Origin of the sequence: Nocardioides pollutisoli (assembly GCF_040045055.1) — a bacterium.
Classification (GTDB): domain Bacteria; phylum Actinomycetota; class Actinomycetes; order Propionibacteriales; family Nocardioidaceae; genus Nocardioides; species Nocardioides tweenelious.
The window spans coordinates 2,269,275-2,287,836 of record NZ_JBDZDU010000001.1; the positions used below are offsets into that span (position 1 = coordinate 2,269,275).

Genomic DNA, 18,562 nt, shown 5'->3' on the forward strand with positions numbered 1-18,562 from the left:
CTCACCCCGCGGGGACGGAGGCGACAGCGGCCGTGCCGCTGCCGGTGAGCGAGATCGCCCCGTCGGCGTGCTCGACGAAGAGGGCCTCACCGCGGGTGAGCGCCTCGGCACCGGTCTCCGTGCGGACGTCGAGCGACCCGTCGAGGACGAGCACGACCCGCGGTCCCGAGCTCGGCAGGTCCGCGGTGGGTGCCTGAGCGACGCTCAACGCGAACTCGGTCACCGGCGGTGCGTACGTGAGCACATTGGCGCCGGTGTCGGCCGGCTCCCACAGCGGTGGTGGCATCGGGGTGAAGCTCGCGATCTGCAGCAGCTCGGCGACGTCGACGTGCTTGGACGTCAGTCCCGCACGCACGACGTTGTCCGACGACGCCATCACCTCCACCCCGAAGCCTGAGGTGTAGGCGTGCACGACCCCGGCGTCGAGGAACATCGCCTCGCCGGGGGACAGCACGACGTGGTTGAGCAGCAACGTCACGAGCACGCCGGGGTCCGACGGATACAGGTCCGCGAGTGCGGCCGTCTGGGCGAACAGCCGGGTGCCTTCTCGCTCGACGCTGTTGCGGTCGAGGTAGCGGCGTCCGGTCGGCCGGCTGGACCGGTGGCCGTTGTCCTCGGCCGTCCGAGCCGACTCGGCGATCTCCGCGACGAGCCGGGTGAGCGCGTCGCCCGAGCGCGAGAGTGCGTCGGCGACGACGGAGTGGAGGACCTGGAAGGCAGGTCCCGACTCGAGCTCGTCGGCCACGCCATCAGCCCACGGGTGCTGGAGCATCCGCAGGATCTGAGCGGACTTCTCGACGTCACGAAAGCCGGCCATCCCCTCGAATCGGGTCAGGGCCAGGATGAGCTCGGGCTTGTGGTGCCGGTCCTGGTAGCTCCGCTCGGGGGCACCGATCGGAGTTCCCGCGTGGTCCTCCATCGCGTAGCCGTCCCGGGCGCGCTGGCTGGTCGGGTGGACTTGGAGCGACAGTGGCCGCGCGGCCGCGAGCGCCTTGACCAGGTAGGGCAACCGCTCGCCGAACGCGTCGGTCACGTCGGGACCGAGCGCGGCTCCGGGCTCCGCCCGGATGTAGGCGTCCAGGCCACGACCGTCCGGGAGTCGGGCCGGGTCGCCCGGGTGCGCGCCGACCCAGAGCTCGGCCTGGGTCGAGCCGTCGGCAGGCTGGTCCAGGAAGCGGGGGATCAGGGACGTGGATCCCCAGTCGTAGCCCCGGACCGCACACGTGAGTCGGAACATCGCGACGATCATAGGGGTGACGTCCCGTGATTGCTCCAGCTAGCAGGTGTTGCTCTCGGATTTACCTTGTCCTGCAGGCGATTCGCCTTCGTGTGAACGGGGTCACCCACTCTCCGCTTGCTATTGCTAGCAGGAGTTAGCACAGTGGAGTCATGGCAATGGGGAAGGTCGGCAAGACCGTCGAGTCCCTCGGTGACTACCTGAAGGAGCAGCGGGTCGCGGCCCAGCTCTCCCTCCGGCAGCTCGCTGAGCAGGCAGGCGTCTCCAACCCTTACCTGAGCCAGATCGAGCGTGGGCTGCGCCGCCCCTCAGCGGAGGTGTTGCAGCAGATCGCGAAGGCGCTCCGGATATCCGCGGAACAGCTCTACCTGCGCGCCGGCATCGTCAGTCCCCAGGACGGGGTAGGCGGATCCGTGGAGCTCGCGATCCTCGGTGACGCCTCGCTCACCGAGCGCCAGAAGCAGTCACTGCTGGACGTGTACGCGTCGTTCCTCGCTCTCAACGGAACGACCACCCAACCCAAGGAGTAAGACCATGGCCAAGTTCGCCCTGCCCACTGTTGAGCTGCCCAGCGAGGCCACCCGCCCGCTGTACGCCGGTGTCGGCGCCACGGACCTCGTCGTCGGCTACGTGCGCGACGTCGTCGCCGACGTCCAGAAGCGCATCGTCGACGTCCAGAAGGACGTGCAGACCCGAGTCACCAGCTTCGAGTTCCAGCCGAAGGCCTTGCGCGACCAGGCAACCGTCGTCGTCAGCTCCCGCGTGGACGCGCTGTCCAAGGACGCCAAGGCACGTCGTGCGGCCATCGAGTCCCGCGTCGCCGAGCTGCAGGCCGACGCGGCCGGCATCCCCGCCACCGCGATCGCGGCGTACGCCGACCTCGCCAAGCGTGGCGAGACCCTGGTCGAGCGGATCCGCAAGCAGGAGTCGACCAAGGCGACCGTGAGCTCCGCCAAGACCACCTCGGCCAAGGCGAAGACCACCAAGACCCAGGCGACGAAGGCCACCAAGACCACGGCCAAGAAGACCGCCAAGAAGGCGTCGACGACGGCCAAGAAGACCTCGACCGCTCCGAAGAGCAGCGCGAAGGCCACCACGACCGCCGCGAAGAAGACCGCGTCGAGCGCGACGGCCGCCGCCACCGACGCCGCCACGAAGGTCGGCGACTGAAGAGGCCACGACGACGAGCAGCTGACGCTGTTCTGACGCGTCGTTGGTCGAGCTTGTCGAGACCCCCGCACCTGAGGCACGCGCCCGGGCTGCGGGGGTCTCGACACGCTCAGGCCCTGAGCGGGCCTTCGCTGCTCGACCGACGGGCCACGTAGGCTGAGCCTGTGCTAGCCGTGCTCCAGGCCGAGTCGATGTTCTTGCTGATCGTCGAGCTCGTGCTCATCGTCGTGAAGATCTTCGCGTTCGTGAACGCCCTCACGTACTCCGCGGAGTCCTACTCGGCCGCCAACAAGCTCACCAAGCCGGCTTGGGCGATCATCCTCGGGCTCGGTCTGCTGGTGCAGCTGGTGCTGGGCGGGCCGCTCGGCATCATCAACCTGGCCTTCACGATCGCCGCGTTCGTCTACCTCGCCGACGTCCGGCCGGCGCTGGCGTCGCTCACCCGCCGCCGCTGACTGCGTCGTTTCGCCACGCGGACCAGACTGGGCGGCTAGCCTTCTCGGCGTAGGACCCGTAAGTCGACTGGGGGGTTGAACATGGGTGAGACTTCAGAGCGTCCGTGGGGATCGTGGGAGATCCTCGACGAGGCGCCGGGTTACAAGGTCAAGCGGATCGTCGTGAAGCCGCACTCGCGGCTCTCGTACCAGACGCACGTGCACCGCTCGGAGCACTGGGTCATCGTCTCCGGCAAGGCGACCTGCGTCGTCGAGGGCGAGTCGTCGTACGCCGGTCCCGGTGACTGCGTCGAGGTGCCGCTCGGCGCCGCGCACCGCATCGTCAACGAGCAGGACGAGACGCTCGTGATCATCGAGGTGCAGCGCGGCGAGTACACCGGCGAGGACGACATCGTCCGCCTCGAGGACGACTACGGGCGCTGCCCGAGCGAGCAGTAGCGTTCGAGCGCGATCTCGGCGTCCTCCGGCTCGAAGCCGGTGGCCCGGATCTTCGCGAGATCGAGAACGCTGTTGAGCGGGCGCGGAGCCGCGTCCTTGTCAGCGAAGTAGATCGCCGTCGAGGTTGCGGAGACGTCGTCCTCGGCGCGCCCCGAGAGGCGGAAGACCGCCCTGGCGACGTCCGCCCAGGATGTCGGCTCGCCGGCGTTGGTGACGTTGTAGGTCCCGTACGGCGCACCGGCGTCGAGGAGGTGTCTCGTCGCCCGCGAGAGCTCGGTGGTGAACGTGAGGCGACCGATCTGGTCGTCCACGACGGTGGGGGACACGCCGGCGTCGGCGAGGCGCTGCATGGTGCGCACGAAGTTGTGTCCGTCCCCGATCACCCAGGACGTGCGCAGCAGGTAGTGCCGCGGCGCTGCCATGAGGGCGATGTCGCCGGCTGCCTTGCTCTGCGCGTAGACCCCGAGCGGTGACAGGGTCTCGTCCTCGGTGTGGGGCGTCTCGGTGCCGTCGAACACGTACTCGCTCGAGTAGTGCACCAGCGTGAAGCCGTGCTCGCGGGACAGACGGGCGAGCGTGGCCGGGGCGCCGGCGTTCGCGGCCCACGCCGTACGCCGTCCCTCCAACGTCTCGGCGGCGTCGACGGCGGTGTAGGCGGCCGCGTTGAGCACGAGGGCGTACTCGTGCCACGGCCAGCCGGCGACTGCATCGGCGTCGGTCACGTCCAGCTCGTCGAGGTCCACGACGTCGGTTCCGGGGAACTCGGCCTGCAGGGCGCGGCCGAGCTGACCGCGGCAGCCGATGACGAGGGTGCGCTTCGGCGACATCGGAACCACGGAGTCGAGGGCCGGGTTCGCCAGGTCCTTGTCCGAGATCTCCGCTTCGTCGAGCGGGATCGGCCACGGGATCGAGGCCGTCGGGTCGCCGAGGTCGAGCGCCGGGTAGGCCTGGTCGGGTCGCCAGTGCTCGTTGACCAGGTAGGAGTAGACGGTGCCGTCCTCGAGCGCCTGGTAGGAGTTGCCGACACCGCGCGGCACGTAGACGGCCGTCTCGGGACCGATCTCGAGGTGGTGGGTCGTCCCGAACGTCGCCCCCTCGCGCAGGTCGACCCAGGCGGCGAAGACGCGACCGGCGGCGACCGAGACGAACTTGTCCCAGGGCTCGGTGTGGACGCCCCGGGTAGCACCGCGACGGGCGTTGAACGACACGTTGTTCTGGACCGGACCGAAGTCCGGGAGCCCGAGAGCCGTCATCTTGGCGCGCTGCCAGGACTCCTTGAACCAGCCGCGCGAGTCCTCGTGCACGGGGAGGTGGAGGACGAGCAGGCCGGGGATCGGCGTGGTCTCCAGCGAGAGCTCGGCCACGGTCACTGCCCCTTGGCGGCGTAGAAGGCTTCGACGGCGTCCTTGTGCGGCCGCCACCAGGTCTCGTGGGTGAGGTACCACTCGATCGTCGCGGCCAGTCCGGCGTCGAAGTCGGCGTACTGCGGCTGCCAGCCGAGCCGGCTCCGGAGCTTGCCCGACTCGATCGCGTAGCGGCGGTCATGGCCCGCGCGGTCGCGCACGAACTCGATGTCGTCCTCGCTGCGGCCGAGATGGCGCAGGATGGCCCGCACGACCTCGAGGTTGTTCCGCTCGCCGTCGGCGCCGATCAGGTAGGTCTCCCCGATCTCGCCGCGCTCGAGGATCGCGAGAACCGCTGAGGAGTGGTCCTCCGTGTGGATCCAGTCGCGGACGTTCAGGCCGTCGCCGTACACACGGGGCTTTCGGCCGTCGATCACCTCGGTGATCTGGCGAGGGATGAACTTCTCGACGTGTTGCCACGGGCCGTAGTTGTTGGAGCAGTTGGAGATCGTCGCCCGCAGCCCGAACGAGCGGACCCAGGCGCGCACCAGGTGGTCGGAGCCGGCCTTCGACGCAGAGTAGGGGCTGCTGGGGTGGTACGGCGTGTCCTCGGTGAACCGCTTCGGGTCGTCCAGCGCCAGGTCGCCGTAGACCTCGTCGGTCGACACGTGGTGGAACCTGCTGTCGTGGCGGCGGGCCGCCTCGATCAGCGTGAAGGTGCCGACGATGTTGGTCTGCACGAACGGCGACGGGTCGCTCAGCGAGTTGTCGTTGTGGGACTCGGCAGCGAAGTGCACGACGGTGTCGTGTGCGGCGACCAGCGGATCGACGGTGGCGGAGTCGGCGATGTCGCCGACCACGAGCTGGACGCGGGACTCGGGGAGGTCGGCGAGAGATTCGCGGCTGGCGGCGTACGTGAGCTTGTCGAGCACGGTGATGGTTGCGTCCGTGTGATCGACGAGGTGGTGGACGAAGTTGGAGCCGATGAACCCGGCGCCACCGGTCACGAGCAGTCGATCCATGGTCCGATCCTAGGAGCCACCCTACGATTGCGGCATGCGCGGCATCATTCTCGCGGGCGGGACCGGCTCCCGACTGCACCCGATCACCCATGCGGTCAGCAAGCAGCTGATGCCCGTCTACGACAAGCCGATGATCTACTACCCGCTCACGACGCTCATGCTCGCCGGCATTCGCGAGGTGCTGGTGATCACCACCCCGCACGAGGCGGACCAGTTCCATCGCCTGCTCGGGAACGGCAGCCAGTTCGGGATCTCGATCAGCTATGCGACCCAGGACAGCCCTGACGGTCTGGCGCAGGCGTTCCTGATCGGCGAGGAGCACATCAACGACCAAGGCAGTGCGCTGGTGCTCGGCGACAACATCTTCTACGGCTCCGGACTAGGAAGCCAGCTTCGCCGGTTCGAGACCCTCGAGGGCGCTGCGGTGTTCGGCTACCGGGTGGCCGATCCGGCGGCGTACGGCGTCGTCGAGTTCGACGAGGACGGGCGGGCGATCTCTCTCGAGGAGAAGCCCGACAAGCCGCGGAGCAGCTTTGCCGTGCCTGGGCTCTACTTCTACGACTCCACCGTCGTCGCACGAGCCAAGGAGCTGCGACCCTCCGCGCGGGGTGAGCTCGAGATCACGGACCTGAACCGCACGTACCTCGAGCAGGGACAGCTCCAGGTCGAGGTGCTTCCGCGCGGGTCCGCCTGGCTCGACACGGGGACCTTCGACGACCTGAACGACGCCGGCAACTACGTGCGCGCCCTCGAGAAGCGCCAGGGAACCAAGGTCGGTGCTCCGGAGGAGGTCGCCTGGCGGATGGGCTGGCTCAGCGACGGCGAGCTGGCCGAACGCGCGGTGCCGTTGATGAAGAGCGGCTACGGCCGTTATCTGGTCGAGCTGCTCGACGACTGAGTGCCGGCCGCAAGATCTGCGTCGACCATCCGCCCGACGATCTCGTCGAAGCCGACGGTGGGCATCCAGCCGAGCACCCGCATCGCCCGTGAGGCGTCGCCGGTGAGATCGGTCGGGTCGGCCGGTCGGACGAACTCCTCGTCGACGGCGACCAGGTCCGTCCAGTCGTCGATCCCCACGCGGGCGAAGGCCGCGGCCACGAACTCGCGCACAGACCGACCGACTCCTGTCGCGATCACGTAGTCGCCAGGTGTCTCAGCGCGGGCAGCACGCACCATGGCATCGACGTAGTCAGGTGCCCAACCCCAGTCGCGCCGGGCGTCGAGGTTGCCGAGCGTCAGGGAGCCGGCACGTCCCTGGGCGATCGCCGCGACCGTCGAGGTGATCTTGCGGGTCACGAACTGCGCTGGACGGCGAGGCGACTCGTGGTTGTAGAGGATCGCGCTGACGGCGTGGAGGTCGCGTCGGCGGTAGACGTCGACCATGAGGTGGGCGTAGGCCTTGGCGGCGCCGTACGGGTTGACCGGTCGAAGCGATGTCGACTCGTCCTGCGGAGTCCGGTCGGGCTGTCCGAAGATCTCGGCGCTCGATGCCTGGACGAACCGCACGACCCGGTCCTGCTTCTCCTGGACCAGCAGCGCGGACTCGAGGAGGGCGGCGGCGGCCAGTCCGTTGACTCGGGCGGTCAGGTCGGGCTCGTCCCACGACCTCGCGACCGAGCTCAGAGCGGCCAGGTTGTAGACCTCGTCGGGCGCCAGGTCGAGCAGGAGGGACCGGACCTCGTCGATGTCGCCCAGGTCCCCCCGGTGCAGCTCGACGCCGGGAGCGTCGGGCAGCGGCTCGAGCGCATGGGCGAGCGCGTGCACCTCGACCCCCTCGGCGAGCAGCCGTTCCGCGAGGTAGCTGCCGTCCTGGCCGCTGATCCCGGTGATGAACGCGCGGGTCATGTCACCAGCCGCCGCGGGTGGCGGCGAGGTCGGCGTCGACCATGATGGCGACCAGCTCGCTGAAGGACACCCGGGGCTTCCAGCCGAGCACCTCTCGGGCCTTGCTCGCGTCGCCGATCAGGTGGTCGACCTCAGCCGGCCGCATGAACCGCTGGTCCTGGCGGACGTAGGGCGTCCAGTCGTCGATGCCCACGTGGCTGAAGGCGGCATCCAGGAAGTCGCGGATCGAGTGGGTCTCGCCGGTCGCGATGACGTAGTCGTCGCCGGCCGGCTGCTGGAGCATCAGCCACATGGCCTCGACGTAGTCGCCCGCGAAGCCCCAGTCGCGCTCGGCATCGAGATTGCCGAGCACGAGCTCGTCCTGGAGGCCCAGCTTGATCCGCGCCACCGCCTCGCTGATCTTGCGGGTGACGAACTCCGGTCCGCGGCGCGGCGACTCGTGGTTGAAGAGGATCCCCGAGGACGCGTGCATGCCGTAGGACTCGCGGTAGTTGATGGTCATGTAGTGGCCGAAGACCTTGCTCACGCCGTACGGCGATCGCGGCCACAGCAGCGTGCGCTCGTGCTGCGGGACCTCCTGCACCTTGCCGAACATCTCCGAGCTCGAGGCCTGGTAGAAGCGGACCCGCTCCGGGTGGTCGCCGGTGTGCAACCGGACCGCCTCGAGCATGTTGAGGACGCCCTTGGCCGTCACGTCGGTCGTGAGGGCGGCGTTCTCCCACGAGTAGGCCACGAACGACACAGCCCCCAGGTTGTAGACCTCGTTGGGGTCGGAGTCGCGCAGCGCCCGGATCAGGCTCGACATGTCGGTCAGGTCGCCGTTGTGCAGGCGGACCTCCGGCAGCAGGGTCTCGACGAGGTCGCGCTTGGGGTTGTTCTGTCCCCGGATCACGCCGTGGACGGCGTACCCCTTCTGGAGCAGGAGCTCGGCGAGGTACAGGCCGTCCTGGCCGGTGATACCGGTGATCAGTGCGGTGGGCATGGAGGAATTGTGCCCGATCCCGTCGCCGGTCTTAGTAGGCGCCGCGACTTCCGAAGACAGCGCCGATCGTGCGGGCCAAGATCGATACGTCCTGGACCAAGGACCAGTTGTCCACGTAGTACAGATCCAGCCGGATGGCTTCTTCGAGGGTCAGCTCGCTGCGACCGGACACCTGCCACAGGCCGGTCATTCCAGGACGGACACGCAAACGCCGCGACATGTGACCCTCGTAGAGCGCTACTTCGCGAGCAACCTGAGGGCGCGGACCGACGAGGCTCATGTCGCCCTTGAGCACGTTGAACAACTGTGGCAGCTCGTCGACCGAGTAGCGGCGCAACCACCTGCCGGGCTTGGTGATCCGTGGATCGTCCTTCATCTTGAACAGAAGCGCGGTCTGTCCCGCCTGCTCCTGAAGGCCTGCGATCTGCTGGTCTGCGTCCATGACCATTGTTCGATATTTCAAGCAGGTGAACTCCTCGCCGTCCCGACCGATCCGGGTCTGGCGAAACAGCACTGGTCCCCGATCATGAAGCTTGATACGTGCTGAGGCGACGAGGAACAGCGGGCTGAACGCTGCGATCAGGGCGGTTGATCCCAAGAGATCGAAGAGTCGCTTGCCAATCCGCGATGCGTCCGTGGAGCGCGGCGGGTCGATGTGCATCAGTGGCAACCCTCCGACCGGGCGGACCTTGATCCGCTCGCCGGAGATGTCGGTGACGCTCGGGGCGACAACCACTTGGACGTCGGCCTTCTCGAGGTCCCAGACGATGCTGCGTAGCTCTCCGGCGGACGCCAGGGCGCCGCCAGCGAAGAAGACGATGTCAGCACTCGTCGTCGCGATCAGCTTCGTGACCTGGTCCGAGGCGCCCAGCACGGGGATCCCTCCGGTTGTCTCCTCGCGTTGGTCGTTGCCGGGCAACAACGCTCCGGCCACGTCATAGCCGAGCCACGACTCGCGACGCAGCACGGAGGCGACCTCGTCGACGTGCCGTCCACTACCAGCGATCAGGACCCTGTACTGCAGCTTGCCCTGGCGTCGCGCTTGGTGGATTGCTCGGCGGAGCAGGAATCGACCCAGGAGCAGGGCGGGGATGCCGAGGCCGAACGCGAGCAGGTAGAAGCCGCGCGACAGCTGGAACTTCGCCATGTAGCACCCGACGCCCAGCAGACCAGTCGTCACGAGGCTGGCGTTGAGGACCCGCTTGTACTCCTCGGTGCCGGCTCCGAAGATGTCGTCGCGGTAGCCACCGAAGGCCGCGATGATGAGTAGCCAGCCGAGCAGGATGAGCGGCCCGGCGTACGTCAGCGACGACGAGACGTCGGCCGGGTTGTCGAAGACGCCGAGGCGCTGCCGACCCCACACCGCCAGCATGCCGACCACGGTGATGATCGCAAGGTCGAGGACCAGCGCCGTCGCGGGGAGGAACCGCAGGGCGCGACTGGGCGTCCCTACCGTCCGCGTGCGTCTAAGCGAGAGAAGCGTCATTGCAGTCCAAACAAATGTCATCGTCCCGAGCCACATTCGTGCGACCCGAGACCCCCGTCACGATTCACCCCTGCAGGGCAATTGTCGACCCTGCCGCGGTGCGAACTGACCGTAGAGGGAAATTGTTACGACCGCAGGCGGTTCTGGCGACAACTGGACGACATTGGCGAATGACCGGTGTGGCGGAGGTTTGAACGCATGTGTCGGGCATCACACTAGGGACATGACGATCATCGCGATCGTGGGTGTCCTGATCCTCGCCTGGTGCGTGCTGCCGATCCCGCTTGCGGTTGCCGTCGGGCGGGCCTTCCGCGCGGGCGAGATGGTCGAGCCGTCAGCCGATCACGAAGCTGCGGGCGCGTGGTCCTCGATGCCGACGCTGCGCACGTAGAAGGTCCACGCGTCCGGGTTCTCGGGGTGGGTGCCGACGAGGTCGCACCAGTCCTCGAACGGCGTGGTGAGCGCGAGTGGGGTGGGCTCGTGCGGGAAGTCGAAGATCATGGCGGGACCTTTCATCCGTGAACCGGTCAGTGCTCCGATCGGCACGGACGGTGGCGCCTTGAGGAATTTGCACGTAGTCTCTTCCTCAACCAATCGGTTGAGGAGGTTGTGGTGGCCGATCAGCTGTCTCGGGCGTTCCAGGCCCTGGCCGATCCGACCCGCCGAGACCTCGTCGCGCGGCTCGCGGCCGACGGTGACGCGAGCGTCGGCCAGCTCGCGGCGCCGTACGACGTGAGCGTGCAGGCGGTCTCCAAGCACCTCAAGGTGCTCGAGGAGGCCGGGCTGGTGAGTCGCAGCCGGGATGCCCAGCGGCGCCCGGTGCACCTGGAGGCCGAGGTCTTCGACCTGATGACCGCCTGGATCGAGCGCTACCGGCGGCGGGCCGAGGAGCGCTACACCCGCCTGGACGGTGTGCTGGCCGAGCTGGCCGCTGACGATGAGGAAGAAGGAGCAGCTTCATGAGCACGACGGCGCGCAACCTGACCGAGATCGAGGCGGTGCCCGACCTGCCGGTCATCCGGATCGTCCGCGAGTTCGACGCCCCGCCCGCGCAGGTCTTCCGCGCGTGGGTCGACCCCGAGCTCTTCGTGCGGTGGATCGGTCCGCGCAGCATCGACACCACCATCGACGTCTGGGACGCCCGGACCGGCGGGGAGTGGCGTTACACGTCGTCCCGACCCTCCGAAGGGTTCTCGATGGGGTTCTGGGGGTCCTTCCACGAGGTCCGGCCCGACGAACGACTGGTGCAGACCTTCTCGTACGACGGCGGTGCCGACGCGGTCAGTCTCGAGACGCTGACCTTCGAGCCGCTCGAGGGGGGACGTTGTCGCACCGTCGCTACGTCGGTCGTCGAGACCATCGAGATCCGCGACCAGATCCTCGTGAGCGGCATGGACACCGGCGTGATCGAGGGCTACGAGAAGCTCGACGAGCTGCTGCGGGAGCAGTCGTGACCCCGGCCGAGGAGCATCGTCGGGTCGCCGGTGAGTTCACGCTCCGCGTGGTCGGCGCGAGCAACTGGGACGCGCCGGCCCCGGTCGAGGGCTGGGTCGCGCGCGACGTCGTACGCCATCTCGTGGAGTGGCTCCCGGCTCTTCTCGAGGGCGGCGCCGGTGTCCTCCTCGCGTCGGGCCCGTCGGTCGATGTCGACCCGGTCGGCGCGTGGCGGGTGCACTGCGATGCGGTCCAGGAGCTGCTCGACGACCCTGCGACCCCGTCGAAGGTGCTCAGCAACCCGCACATCGGTGACGTGCCGCTCGACCAGGCGGTGTCGCGGTTCTACACCGCCGACGTCTTCATGCACACGTGGGACCTGGGGCGCGCGACCGGTCAGGACGACACGCTCGACGCCGAGCGGTGCGCAGTGATGCTCGCGGGCATGGAGCCGATGGACGAGATGCTGCGGGCGAGCGGACAGTACGGGCCGCGGGTCGAGGTCCCGGCCGACGCCGACGTTCAGACGCGCCTGATGGCGTTTATCGGGCGGGATCCGGGCTGGAGTCCTACCTGAGGGGTGGTTTCGAGGCTCGCTTCGCTCGCACCTCAACCACCGGAGCGGGCCCGACGGGCCTCCCACGCGCTCCTGACCATCGACTCGAGGTCGTGGCGCATCTCCCAGCCGATGTCGCGGGCGGCCAGCTCGCCGCTGGCGACGATCCGCGCCGGGTCACCCGGGCGCCGGTCGTGGATCTCGGGCTCGAAGTCGATTCCGGTGACCTCGCGCACGGTATCCATGATCTGCCGGACCGAAACGCCTTCACCGCTGCCGAGGTTGTAGACGGGCTCCAGCGTGTCGCCAGCCAGGAGCCGGCGCGCCGCGACGACGTGGGCGAGCGCGAGATCCGAGACGTGCACGTAGTCGCGCACGCAGGTGCCGTCGGGCGTCGGGTAGTCGGTGCCGTTGATCCGCGGCGTGCGGCCCTCGGCGAGCGCGTCGAAGACCAGCGGGAAGAGGTTGTGCGGGCTGGTGTCCGGGAGGTCGGGCGAACCCGAGCCGACGACGTTGAAGTAGCGCAGCGACGTGTGGCGGAGCCCGTGCGCCCGTCCGGCGTCGGCGATCAGCCACTCGCCGGCCAGCTTGCTCTCGCCGTACGGCGACTCCGGGTGGGTCGGAGTCTGCTCGGTCACCAGGTCGACGTCAGGCGTGCCGAAGGTCGCCGCGCTGGAGGAGAACACCAGGTTGGACACACCCGTGTCGCGCATGGCGCGAAGTAGGTTGATCGTGCCGGTGACGTTCTGCTCGTAGGTGTGCAGCGGCCGGGAGACCGACACCCCGGCGTACTTGAAGCCTGCGAGGTGGACCACGCCTTCGATCTGGTGCTCGTCCAGGGTGGCAGCAAGCAGCTTCTCGTCGAGCAGCGATCCACGGACGAAGGAGACGCTTTCCGGCACGTAGTCCGCGTGCCCCGAGGACAGGTCGTCGAGGACAACGGGATCCATCCCGGCCTCGGCCAGGGCGAGGACGACGTGGGACCCGATGTAACCGGCGCCGCCGGTGACCAGCCAACTCATGCTTCGACCCTATCCACCTAGGGTGAGGACATGGTGCGTCGCATGGCTGGCCTCGGGAGCTTGTCGCTCGTGCTACTGCTTCTCGGGTGCGGGGGTTTCGAGACGGTTGCTGCGCAACCTCCTCAACCACCGGCAACGGTCACCGGGGAAGACCGGCCGTTGGCGGGTCGTGTCGTCGTGATCGACCCGGGCCACCAGCTCGGCAACCACAACTTCCCGCGCCAGATCAACCGGCAGGTGCCGGCGGGCGGCTTCGCGAAGCCGTGCAACACGACGGGCACGGCCACGGACGCCGGCTACCCGGAGGCGACCTTGGCCTGGCAGGTCGCGGGGCGGCTGAAGGCCAAGCTCGAGCGGCTCGGCGCGACCGTGAAGATGACCCGCCACAGCAACCGCCAGGACAAGTGGGGTCCTTGCGTCGACAAGCGTGGGCGGGCCGGCAACAACATCGACGCCGACCTCAAGATCAGCATCCACGGCGACGGGTCCTACACGGCGGGGGCGCACGGCTTCCACGTGATCGCGCCGACCGACCGGCGCCCGTGGACCCATGACATCTACCGCCCCTCGAAGCGGTTCGCCGTCGACACCCGCGCGGGGCTGCGTCACGAAGGGCTGCCGGTCGCCAACTACATCGCGGGCGGGGACGGCCTCGACTTCCGCTCCGACCTCGCGACCCTCAACCTCTCCGGCGTCCCGACCGTCATGGTCGAGCTCGGCAACATGCGCAACCCGACGGACGCCCACCGGATGACGAGTGCCGCGGGGCGCGCCACCTATGCGCGCGGTCTCGCGGACGGCGTACGCCGCTTCCTGGACTGATCAGTCGCTGGCGGCGATGCCGCGCACGATGATGTCGATCATCCGGTCCGCGCGCTCGACCAGGTCGGCGTCGGCGTCGGTGCGCCCCTCGAGCCGCTCCGAGAGCGCGTTGATGAGCGCCGCGCCGAAGATCATCTCCGAGACCAGGCCGGGTGGCATGTCGGACGAGAGCTCACCACGCTCGACCGCGCGGTCGCAGATCTGCCGGACCTTGGAGCCGTGGACCATGGTCACCATCTCGGCGAACTGACCCATCTCCTCGCTCGTGCTGGCGTGGTCGAAGGTGACCCGGATGGTCGCCCAGCCGTGATCGCTGTGGAAGTGGCGCATCGTGCTGTGCACGACCTCCGCGATGTCGTCGCGCAGCGTGCCGCTGTCGGGGAGCGCGATCGCCTGGGCGCTGGTCGACACGGCCTCGGTCAGGAGCGCGTCCTTGTCCGCCCACCGCAGGTAGACGGTCGACTTGCCGACCCCGGCGCGGCGCGCGACGGCGTCCATGGTGAAGCCGGACCACCCGCGCTCGGCGTACTCCGACAGGGCGGCCGCGAGGATCTTCTGCTCTGCACCGGGCGTGCGGGGTCGCCCGCGCCCTCGGCGCGGGCCTTGTTGATCGGTCATGGGAGCCCTTCGATGACGATCTTGACGACGTCGGCCACCCGGGCTGTCAGCTCGCCCTCGTCGGGTGGGCGGTGGTCGAGGCGCCGGCCGAGTGCGTAGAAGAGCGCGGCGCCGTAGATGAGGTCGGTGATGGCCAGCGGTTGGACCTGCCCCGTCACTTCACCACGATCGAGGGCGCGTGTGAAGATGCCCTCGATCACCTCGCGGTGGACGCCGCTGACCTCACGGGTGAAGTTGCCGATCGACTCGGTCTCGCTGGCGCTGTCGACGACCATCCGGAAGCCGGCCCAGCCCTCGGGGTCGGAGAACTCCTGGAAGACGGCGGTGGCCAGGCCGGTCAGGTCGCCGCGCAGCGACCCGGTGTCGACGTCGGCCACCTCGTGGCTGCGCAGGCGGACGGCGTCGGTGAGCAGCGCATCCTTGTCGTGCCAGCGCAGGTAGACGGTCGACTTGCCGACGCCGGCGCGGCGCGCCACCGCGTCCATCGTGAAGCCCGACCAGCCGTGCTCGCCGTACTCCGCCAGTGCTGCCGCGAGGATCTTCTCCTCCGCCCCGGGCGTGCGCGGGCGCCCTCGACTCCGATTTTCTGCCCCCGTGTTCATGATTGATTCAAACATCCGACACCTGCCGTCGCGAATGGCCCAAGTGAGCGGTCTGGACCCCCCGATAGGCTCACGGACGTGTCCGATCAGCGCCCTGCCACCCATCACTGGACGGACTGGACTCTCGCCGATCTCGTGGCGGCCAAGGGGGAGCGGGTCGTCAGCCTCGTCGTCCCCGCGCGCAACGAGGCCGCGACGGTCGGAGCCGTCGTCACCCGGGTGCGCGAGGCGCTCATGGACACCGTCGAGCTGCTCGACGAGATCGTCGTGATCGACTCCGACTCGACGGACGACACGTACGACGTGGCGACCGACGCCGGAGCCACGGTGCACCGGTCGATGGAGATCCGTCCCGACCTCGGCACCCTCCCGGGCAAGGGCGAGGCGATGTGGAAGTCGCTCTTCGTCACGTCGGGCGAGCTGATCGTCTTCATGGACGCCGACCTGGTCGACTGGGACACCCATTTCGTCCCGGGACTGCTCGGTCCGCTGCTGACCGCGCCCGAGGTCGAGCTCGTGAAGGGCTTCTACGAGCGGCCGATGATGTCGGGCGACGCCGCCGTGCCGTTCGAGGGGGGTCGCGTGACCGAGCTGGTCGCCCGGCCGCTGATCCGGCTGCTCTTCCCCGAGCTGGGCGGGCTCCACCAGCCGCTGGCGGGGGAGTGGGCCGTGCGCCGCTCGCTGTTCGAGCAGCTGAGCGTCCCGCACGGCTACGCCGTGGAGCTCGCCGCGCTCGTCGACACGCTGCGCTCCCGTGGTCTCGGCGCGATCGCTCAGGTCGACCTCGGCACCCGCGCCCACCGCCACCAGTCGCTGCGCGACCTCAGCGGCATGTCGACCCAGATCCTCGCCGCCGCACTGGCCCGGGTCGGCGCCGGCCCCGAGGTCGACGAGCGGCAGCCGGCGGTGCTGGTCGGATGACGCTCAAGCTCGGCCGGCACGAGTTCGCCGACGACGCACGCCTGATGATGGCGATCGTCAACCGCACCCCTGACTCGTTCTACGACCAGGGCGCCACCTGGGCCGAGGACAAGGCCTTCGAGCGGGTCGCGCTGGTGGTGTCGCAGGGCGCCGAGATCGTCGACATCGGCGGCATCAAGGCCGCGCCGGGGGTCGAGATCTCCGAGGCCGAGGAGCGCGACCGGGTGGTCGACTTCGTCGCCCGGGTCCGCGAGACCTTCCCCTCGCTCGTGATCTCGGTCGATACCTGGCGCGCGTCTGTGGGCGCGGCCGTGTGCGCCGCCGGTGCCGACGTGCTCAACGACGCCTGGGGAGGCGCCGACCCCGAGCTCGTCGACGCTGCGGCGTCGTACGACGCGGCGGTGATCTGCACCCACACCGGCGGCGTGACCCCACGGACCCGGCCCTACCGGATCGAGTACGACGACGTGGTGGCCGCCGCGATCGCCGACACGGTCGCCTACGCCTCGCGCGCGGTCGCCGCGGGCGTTTCCCCGCAGTCGGTCGTGATCGACCCGGCCCACGACTTCGGCAAGAACACCTTCCACTCCCTCGAGCTCACCCGTCGGCTCGGCGAGATGGTCGACACCGGTTACCCGGTGCTGGTCTCCCTATCCAACAAGGACTTCGTCGGCGAGACCCTCGACCTGCCGGTCGGCTCACGCCTGGTAGGGACTCTCGCGGCGACCGCGGTCTGTGCCCTCGCGGGCGCTCGCATCTACCGGGTGCACGAGGTCGTCGAGACCCGGCAGGTCGTCGACATGATCGACACGATCGCCGGCCGTCGGCCGCCGAAGCGCGCGATCCGGGGGCTGCAGTGAGAGCGGTCCTGGTGCCGGGCGTGCTCGCACTGCTCCCGGAGTACGCCGGGCTCGTCGACCCGGTCGCGGAGCTGCGGGCCGCCTGCCTCGACGCGGTCGCGTGGCTCGGGCCTGGCCCGGTCGAGATCCTGGCTGACCCGCAGGGTCGGCGGGTGGCTGAGGCTCTGCTGTCGGCCGTCGGGGGTTTCGAGACAGGACTTCGTCCTTCCTCAACCACCGAGAGCTACCTCGTGGTCGGCAACGGCTCGGCCCGGCGTACGGAGAAGGCACCCGGGCACCTCGACGAGCGGTCGTTCGCGTTCGACGACGCGCTCCGGGCCGCTCTGGTGTCGAAGGAACCGCAGTGGCCGTCCTCCGAGCTCGGGTCGAGCCTCCTGGCGAGCCTGGACGGCATCCAGCAGGCCGGCGACCTGCTCAGCGGCGAGGCGACGGTCGACTACGACGACGACCCGTTCGGCGTGCAGTACTGGGTGATGAGGTGGCAGTCATGAGGGTGCTCATCGGTCCTGACACCGACGACCTCGAGGAGCTATACGCCGCGCCGCGGACGCCCTGGCTCCGGGTCAACATGGTCCACACCGTCGACGGCGCGGCGACCGGCGACTCGGGCAAGAGCGGGTCGATCAACAACGCCGTCGACAAACAGGTCTTCGAGCAGCTCCGCGCCCTGGCCGACGTCATCGTCGTAGGCGCCGGAACCGCACGCATCGAGGGCTACCGACCTGTCGATCGACCGTTGGTGGTGATCAGTCGCGGCGCCGAGGTGCCGGAGGGTTTGCGCGATGCACCTGCCGGGTCGGTGGAGGTCATGCCGCTCGGTGATCCGATCGCGTTCAAGTCAATGCTGGTCGAGCGGGGATGGAGCAACATCCTCTGCGAGGGCGGGCCTTCCCTGCTCGCCACCTTGGTCGCCGGCGGCGCCGTCGACGAGCTGTGCGCGACGATCGTCCCGCAGCTGGTCGGCGGGGAGCACCCGCGGATCCTGCAGGGTCCGCCGGTCGACGTACCACTGCGGTTGCAGACCCTCCTCGAGGAGGACGGCACGCTGCTCGGGCGCTGGTTCGTCTAGCTGAACGGGCAGGTCGAGCGCGCGTATCGAGTCGGCGAGCTCCTGACCGATCAGCTTCGCCCCGATGGTCCGACCCGCCCACCCGTCGGCCCACGGGTCGACGACGTACGCCCCGTTGTCGTCAGCCACTGCGCTCACCGCGGCCGCGAGGCCGGGGATCGACTTCTGCTGATCGAGCGTCCACGGGACGACCTGGACGATGATCGCGTCGGGGTACGCCGCGCGCAGCCGGGCGCCGTACGTCACCATCGCCTGGTCGATCGCCGCTTCGGAGTAGACGCCGAGGTCGTTGCGGCCGGCGTCGACCACGACGACGTCGGGAGCGGGCTTGGTGGCGTCGAGCCGCTTGGGCAACGCTGCGTTGTCCTTGTCGAAGACCTGGCCGTCGCTGAGGAAGCCGGTGCCCCGCTCGGCGTCCAGGTCGCACTTCCAGCCGAGTGCGTGGGCGGCGGCGCAGTCGGTGTAGCCGTCACCGATCCACAGCGACGTCACTTTCTTCGCGACAGCTGACGGGGACGGCGCAGGGGTCGCCATGGCCGACTGGGTGATCTCGGTCGCCGCACTCGTCGCCTCGTCCACCTTGTCCTGGAAGTCGACGTAGGCCCAGACAGTGAAGGCGATGACGGCCAACCCGAGCGCAAGCACCAGCGCGGTGGCGCCCCGAGTCGAGATCATGGGCG

The 18,562-nt window shown here is 69.0% G+C and carries 24 protein-coding genes; 14 read left to right on the forward strand and 10 right to left on the reverse strand.

Going from position 1 to position 18,562, the window contains the following annotated elements:
- Window position 1 precedes the first annotated feature (1 nt).
- Window positions 2–1,237 (reverse strand): mannose-6-phosphate isomerase, class I, encoded by a 1,236-nt coding sequence (gene manA, locus ABLE68_RS11020; protein WP_348871367.1) that lies wholly within the window; start codon window positions 1,235–1,237, stop codon window positions 2–4.
- Window positions 1,238–1,389: 152 nt separating this feature from the next.
- Here manA and ABLE68_RS11025 point away from each other — a divergent pair, with 152 nt between their 5' ends.
- The 4 genes from ABLE68_RS11025 (at window position 1,390) to ABLE68_RS11040 (ending at window position 3,300) form a co-directional block, all read left to right on the forward strand.
- A complete protein-coding gene (locus tag ABLE68_RS11025) occupies window positions 1,390–1,767 on the forward strand; it encodes a helix-turn-helix domain-containing protein (protein ID WP_348871368.1) in 378 nt (125 codons plus the stop codon).
- A gap of 4 nt (window positions 1,768–1,771) precedes the next feature.
- Window positions 1,772–2,407 carry a hypothetical protein gene (locus ABLE68_RS11030; protein WP_348871369.1) on the forward strand — a complete coding sequence of 212 codons (636 nt, stop codon included), beginning with the start codon at window positions 1,772–1,774 and terminating at the stop codon, window positions 2,405–2,407.
- A gap of 164 nt (window positions 2,408–2,571) precedes the next feature.
- The gene (locus ABLE68_RS11035; protein WP_348871370.1) at window positions 2,572–2,862 is read left to right on the forward strand and encodes a DUF2516 family protein; all 291 of its coding nucleotides are present in this window, start codon (window positions 2,572–2,574) and stop codon (window positions 2,860–2,862) included.
- 81 nt (window positions 2,863–2,943) lie between these two features.
- Complete coding sequence (locus ABLE68_RS11040; protein ID WP_348871371.1) at window positions 2,944–3,300, forward strand: phosphomannose isomerase type II C-terminal cupin domain; 357 nt, start codon at window positions 2,944–2,946, stop codon at window positions 3,298–3,300.
- On the opposite strand, the gene ABLE68_RS11045 is transcribed toward ABLE68_RS11040, so the two are convergent.
- Both ABLE68_RS11045 and rfbB read right to left on the reverse strand, forming a co-directional pair.
- Complete coding sequence (locus ABLE68_RS11045) at window positions 3,273–4,664, reverse strand: sugar nucleotide-binding protein (RefSeq protein ID WP_348871372.1); 1,392 nt, start codon at window positions 4,662–4,664, stop codon at window positions 3,273–3,275. The genes ABLE68_RS11040 and ABLE68_RS11045 overlap by 28 nt on opposite strands.
- A 2-nt stretch (window positions 4,665–4,666) precedes the next feature.
- Window positions 4,667–5,665, reverse strand: coding sequence for a dTDP-glucose 4,6-dehydratase (gene rfbB / locus ABLE68_RS11050; RefSeq protein ID WP_348871373.1), 999 nt, complete (start codon window positions 5,663–5,665; stop codon window positions 4,667–4,669).
- Window positions 5,666–5,699: 34 nt separating this feature from the next.
- Here rfbB and rfbA point away from each other — a divergent pair, with 34 nt between their 5' ends.
- Entirely contained in the window at window positions 5,700–6,563 is an 864-nt protein-coding gene (rfbA, locus tag ABLE68_RS11055; protein WP_348871374.1) for a glucose-1-phosphate thymidylyltransferase RfbA, read from the forward strand.
- Here rfbA and ABLE68_RS11060 read toward each other — a convergent pair.
- The 3 genes from ABLE68_RS11060 to ABLE68_RS11070 are packed head-to-tail and all read right to left on the reverse strand — an operon-like array spanning window position 6,536 to window position 9,978.
- Window positions 6,536–7,510, reverse strand: a complete 975-nt coding sequence (locus ABLE68_RS11060) for a GDP-mannose 4,6-dehydratase (RefSeq protein WP_348871375.1) — start codon at window positions 7,508–7,510, stop codon at window positions 6,536–6,538. The genes rfbA and ABLE68_RS11060 overlap by 28 nt on opposite strands.
- A gap of 1 nt (window position 7,511) precedes the next feature.
- Entirely contained in the window at window positions 7,512–8,492 is a 981-nt protein-coding gene (gene gmd / locus ABLE68_RS11065; RefSeq protein ID WP_348871376.1) for a GDP-mannose 4,6-dehydratase, read from the reverse strand.
- A 31-nt stretch (window positions 8,493–8,523) separates the two neighbouring features.
- Window positions 8,524–9,978 carry a sugar transferase gene (locus ABLE68_RS11070; RefSeq protein ID WP_348871377.1) on the reverse strand — a complete coding sequence of 485 codons (1,455 nt, stop codon included), beginning with the start codon at window positions 9,976–9,978 and terminating at the stop codon, window positions 8,524–8,526.
- A gap of 223 nt (window positions 9,979–10,201) precedes the next feature.
- On the opposite strand from ABLE68_RS11070, the gene ABLE68_RS11075 reads away from it, so the two are divergent.
- Complete coding sequence (locus ABLE68_RS11075) at window positions 10,202–10,369, forward strand: hypothetical protein (RefSeq protein WP_348871378.1); 168 nt, start codon at window positions 10,202–10,204, stop codon at window positions 10,367–10,369.
- On the opposite strand, the gene ABLE68_RS11080 is transcribed toward ABLE68_RS11075, so the two are convergent.
- On the reverse strand, window positions 10,321–10,479 hold the full coding sequence (locus ABLE68_RS11080; protein WP_348871379.1) for a hypothetical protein: 159 nt from the start codon (window positions 10,477–10,479) through the stop codon (window positions 10,321–10,323). The genes ABLE68_RS11075 and ABLE68_RS11080 overlap by 49 nt on opposite strands.
- Before the next feature lie 111 nt (window positions 10,480–10,590).
- On the opposite strand from ABLE68_RS11080, the gene ABLE68_RS11085 reads away from it, so the two are divergent.
- From ABLE68_RS11085 to ABLE68_RS11095, 3 genes are read left to right on the forward strand one after another with little or no spacing between them, the layout of a single operon-like run.
- The gene (locus tag ABLE68_RS11085) at window positions 10,591–10,941 is read left to right on the forward strand and encodes an ArsR/SmtB family transcription factor (protein ID WP_348871380.1); all 351 of its coding nucleotides are present in this window, start codon (window positions 10,591–10,593) and stop codon (window positions 10,939–10,941) included.
- Complete coding sequence (locus tag ABLE68_RS11090) at window positions 10,938–11,432, forward strand: SRPBCC family protein (RefSeq protein ID WP_348871381.1); 495 nt, start codon at window positions 10,938–10,940, stop codon at window positions 11,430–11,432. The genes ABLE68_RS11085 and ABLE68_RS11090 overlap by 4 nt, the downstream gene beginning before the upstream one ends.
- A complete protein-coding gene (locus ABLE68_RS11095; protein WP_348871382.1) occupies window positions 11,429–11,989 on the forward strand; it encodes a TIGR03086 family metal-binding protein in 561 nt (186 codons plus the stop codon). The genes ABLE68_RS11090 and ABLE68_RS11095 overlap by 4 nt, the downstream gene beginning before the upstream one ends.
- A gap of 32 nt (window positions 11,990–12,021) precedes the next feature.
- Here ABLE68_RS11095 and galE read toward each other — a convergent pair whose 3' ends face one another.
- On the reverse strand, window positions 12,022–12,990 hold the full coding sequence (gene galE / locus ABLE68_RS11100; protein WP_348871383.1) for a UDP-glucose 4-epimerase GalE: 969 nt from the start codon (window positions 12,988–12,990) through the stop codon (window positions 12,022–12,024).
- Between the two features lie 159 nt (window positions 12,991–13,149).
- On the opposite strand from galE, the gene ABLE68_RS11105 reads away from it, so the two are divergent.
- Window positions 13,150–13,812 (forward strand): N-acetylmuramoyl-L-alanine amidase family protein, encoded by a 663-nt coding sequence (locus ABLE68_RS11105; RefSeq protein WP_348871384.1) that lies wholly within the window; start codon window positions 13,150–13,152, stop codon window positions 13,810–13,812.
- Here the strand turns inward: ABLE68_RS11105 and ABLE68_RS11110 are convergent, their stop codons facing one another.
- Window positions 13,813–14,430 carry a TetR/AcrR family transcriptional regulator gene (locus ABLE68_RS11110; protein ID WP_348871385.1) on the reverse strand — a complete coding sequence of 206 codons (618 nt, stop codon included), beginning with the start codon at window positions 14,428–14,430 and terminating at the stop codon, window positions 13,813–13,815. It abuts the gene before it with no gap.
- Window positions 14,427–15,032, reverse strand: a complete 606-nt coding sequence (locus ABLE68_RS11115; RefSeq protein WP_348871386.1) for a TetR/AcrR family transcriptional regulator — start codon at window positions 15,030–15,032, stop codon at window positions 14,427–14,429. The genes ABLE68_RS11110 and ABLE68_RS11115 overlap by 4 nt, the downstream gene beginning before the upstream one ends.
- Before the next feature lie 78 nt (window positions 15,033–15,110).
- Here ABLE68_RS11115 and ABLE68_RS11120 point away from each other — a divergent pair, with 78 nt between their 5' ends.
- From ABLE68_RS11120 to ABLE68_RS11135, 4 genes are all read left to right on the forward strand, one after another.
- Window positions 15,111–15,953, forward strand: a complete 843-nt coding sequence (locus ABLE68_RS11120; RefSeq protein WP_348871387.1) for a glucosyl-3-phosphoglycerate synthase — start codon at window positions 15,111–15,113, stop codon at window positions 15,951–15,953.
- Window positions 15,950–16,813 (forward strand): dihydropteroate synthase, encoded by an 864-nt coding sequence (gene folP, locus ABLE68_RS11125; RefSeq protein ID WP_348871388.1) that lies wholly within the window; start codon window positions 15,950–15,952, stop codon window positions 16,811–16,813. The genes ABLE68_RS11120 and folP overlap by 4 nt, the downstream gene beginning before the upstream one ends.
- Window positions 16,810–17,304, forward strand: coding sequence for a class III extradiol ring-cleavage dioxygenase family protein (locus ABLE68_RS11130; protein WP_348871389.1), 495 nt, complete (start codon window positions 16,810–16,812; stop codon window positions 17,302–17,304). The genes folP and ABLE68_RS11130 overlap by 4 nt, the downstream gene beginning before the upstream one ends.
- 77 nt (window positions 17,305–17,381) lie before the next feature.
- Entirely contained in the window at window positions 17,382–17,882 is a 501-nt protein-coding gene (locus ABLE68_RS11135) for a dihydrofolate reductase family protein (RefSeq protein ID WP_348873260.1), read from the forward strand.
- Window positions 17,883–18,562: the final 680 nt, after the last annotated feature.